A 3,493-nucleotide genomic window follows, 5' to 3' on the forward strand; every position below is an offset into this window, starting at 1 on the left:
TGCTTTAGCTGTTACGCCACCTGCTGGAAGTTCTTTCGTTGGTGTAATGGTTGCTTTGCCTTCGTCGTTAGCTGTACCTTCACCAATCTTGTTGCCATCTTTGTCGAACAACTCAACCTTAGATCCTGGTTCTGCTGTTACTTCAACTGGATCTTTAGTGCCGGCTTTGCCTGTTAAATCTGTTTCTACAACTGGTTTAGCTGGCGCTGTGGTATCTTTAGCTGGTGTTGCTTCTTTTGGTTCACTTGCTTCTGATACGTTTCCGGCTGGATCTGTTGCTTTAGCTGTTACGCCACCTGCTGGAAGTTCTTTCGTTGGTGTAATGGTTGCTTTGCCTTCGTCGTTAGCTGTACCTTCACCAATCTTGTTGCCATCTTTGTCGAACAACTCAACCTTAGATCCTGGTTCTGCTGTTACTTCAACTGGATCTTTAGTGCCGGCTTTGCCTGTTAAATCTGTTTCTACAACTGGTTTAGCTGGCGCTGTGGTATCTCTTTCAACAGTGTCTGTCAACTTAAGAGTTGCAATCTCAGAAGCAACGTTTACTCCTGCACCTTTATGTTTATAAGTAACATTACCTTGACCATCAACTTCTAATTCTGACTCTACAACTGATGGGTTTGCTTTCTTAACGGCTGCTTTTACAGCTGCTTTTTCATCATCTTTCAAGTTAGTAGGATTAACAACTGTAACCTTGTCTGGTTGGTTCAATTGTGGGTATGTTTGGTCTTCTGCTGATGCTACTGCTCCATATCTATTACTTGGATCATCATTTTGAGTACGAGTTACGATACGATCTCCTGCATTCAATGTCTTACCTTCTGGTAAGTTCAATGTTACAGTACCATCTGGGTTGTTCACTAACGTAGCATTTGCATCGTTCTTAGTAAAGTTATATGTACCATCTGGTTGCAGTCTAAGATTCGTTGCTTTCCCTTGAACAGTAACATAAATTGTATCTGGTTTTGATGCTGGAACAGCTACTGTAACCGATTTGTCGCCTTCTTTTGTTGGTTGCGCAATTGCTTTTTCTGGTACAACTGGGGTCGCAACTTTTCTATCACTTACTTCTGATGTTTTACCATTTTTACTTGCTTTAGCTGTTACATTACCTGCTGGAATGGGTGCTGTTGGTGTGATAGTTGCTTTACCATTCTCACCTGCTACAGCTTCACCAATCTTGTTGCCGTCTTTGTCGAACAACTCAATTGTAGTACCTGGATCAGCTGTAACTTCAACTGGATCCGTTGTCTTAGCTTTACCTGTCAAGTCTGTATTGATAACTGGTTTAGTTAGCGCTGTTTCTTTTTCAACAATTACTTTTACTGGAACTTCTTTTTTAGATGTGTCTGGGTAAGTTACAACCGCTATTGCTTGTTGTTCCCCTGGGGTTTGTGTATTTACTGCATTCTTGTACTCAACTGTTGTTCCTTGTGGAAGTTCGTTTAAGTTTCCAATTGATTTTGTCGCATCTGGTTTTTGACCAACTTTTACAGTTTGATCTTTCGCTGTTGGAGTGTAAATATCAGACTGCCACAATTTCACAGGATTAGATGCAACGTTAATAAAAGCGGAATTAGCACCAACAGTTGCACTTCGCATCATCCCCATCACTAATTTCATACTCGCCAACTGCTCGTTAGTAGTAGCTGGAGAAACGGTTGTTGTAAATCTGAATACATAAGCATCGTTTTTATTTGACCCCGTAGTCGAACGATCCCAAATCGTACGCACCTCATCTATAGCCGCAGCATTCAATAAGTCTCGAGTCTCCCAAGAAGCATCAGAAGCTGCACCTTTAAAATACGTATTCATATTTCGTTTAAGATTATCTCTACCACGTCCAGTTATCACGCTATCCCAACCATTGGTTAGCGAATAAGTTGAAGCATTATCCAATGTTAATCCTCCTGCTTTAGCCGGTTGAGGATTGTCAAACGTTACCGTATCATGGAGAAATGTACCATCTGGTGAATCAAACCTGTATCGACCACCAACAAGTCGCCCTCTATCTGGAATCTTATATTTCAAACGCGTGATGCTAGTTGGCATGTCCACTTCTTTGGGGATTTGAAAATAGTTTCTATAAACAGCCCCTTCATCAGTGCCATAGGCATTGTATAAATTTTTGGCATGATCATTAAAGTAAAGAAGCCAGTCTAGTGAAATGATCTTTCCATTAGCATCTCTGTTGTACTTAATCTTGTATTCCATAATATCGCCGACTTTATATGCGGCGGAGTTTTTATCCGTGTCGCCTGCTACAGAATGCAGAATAGCAAGGTCAGAATGACCATTTGCTTCTGCATTAGAACCATTGTCATAAGCAACTTCCGCCCTAAATTGAATTCCTCTTGGGATTCTTCGATTATTACGTGAGTCACGGCGTCCTGATGCCAAGCGAGTTTTAGCGTTCATAACAGAAAGATACATACGCTTAGTCGTAGCCGTCATGTCTTCGATATCTTTCAAGGAAACATTCTGTGCATCCAACAGTGCACGTCCGCTTACCAAGACATCGTTTGCTTTGCTACGAACATCTGTTGTCGTTTCATGAGTTGGCAAGGCTTGGACGGCTTGTGTTAATTTATCCACCTCCAATTTAAGTTTCTCTTTTTCAGCGACTGTCTCTGTGTCCGTTGAAACTTCCCTATTTTCTCCGCTAGGAGTCGCAGTTCTTTCCGAACTTTCTGGTTTAGTTGCTGTTGCATCTTCAGTTCTTTTAGCTAGAGCTTTTTCAACTCCAGCAATCGTTGTCTCAAGAACTTTTTCTGTTTTTAAAACAGTTTCCGAGCTTGCTTTGTCATCTGAAAGTAAATCCTTCACCTCACTCAGTAAAGTTTTAGCATTTTCAGCAGTTTCTCCCTGTAAATCGCTTTCCGCAAGCAGTTTAGTAAGTTTATCATAGTATGCTTGCAACTGCGTTTTGTCTACTTTAGCAGTAGAAGCTTCACTAGTCCCCTCCGCAGCTGGATCCGATTTAGGTGCAGAACTCTCAAGAGACACCTCTGTAGCATTTACTGTAGTATCCGCCTGAACAACACTAGCTCGTGCTCCTAAAAACATCAATGCGGCAACCGCGACACTGGCGGCACCAAAGTGGTACTTACGAATGGAGTAACGGAAGACCTTTTCTCTGTTAGACTTTCTAAAATCCATAACTCTTTCTCCTTTAAAGATATGATTGAAGAGAACATGTCATTTTCCTCTTCGATTGACAATAATATATAAATAGCAACTTACGACTATTTACCCCACTGTACCTCCTATGAAGAATATACAGTCTAGTAATAATTATACCACCCCCCCCCCCCCGAATTTTGCAAGGAAAAAAATTTATTTTTTTTTTTTTTTTAATCAGAATGTGATAAAGTCTTTAGTAAAATAAAAAGGTAAAAAATCCCCTTTTATTCAATTAACCTTTTCAAAAAATACCACACAAAATAAATAAAAAAAAAAAAAAATTTTTGATAAAAACATTAAAACAAAAGAA

Annotated in this window: 1 protein-coding gene; it reads right to left on the reverse strand. The window is 40.2% G+C overall.

The features are described from left to right. A partial coding sequence (locus tag HT709_RS05915; protein ID WP_172925595.1) for a Rib/alpha-like domain-containing protein occupies positions 1-3,159 on the reverse strand: 3,159 nt, incomplete at its 3' end. Positions 3,160-3,493 lie beyond the last annotated feature (334 nt).

The sequence above is a fragment of the Streptococcus sp. 1343 genome, assembly GCF_013277355.1.
Taxonomy (GTDB): domain Bacteria; phylum Bacillota; class Bacilli; order Lactobacillales; family Streptococcaceae; genus Streptococcus; species Streptococcus pseudopneumoniae.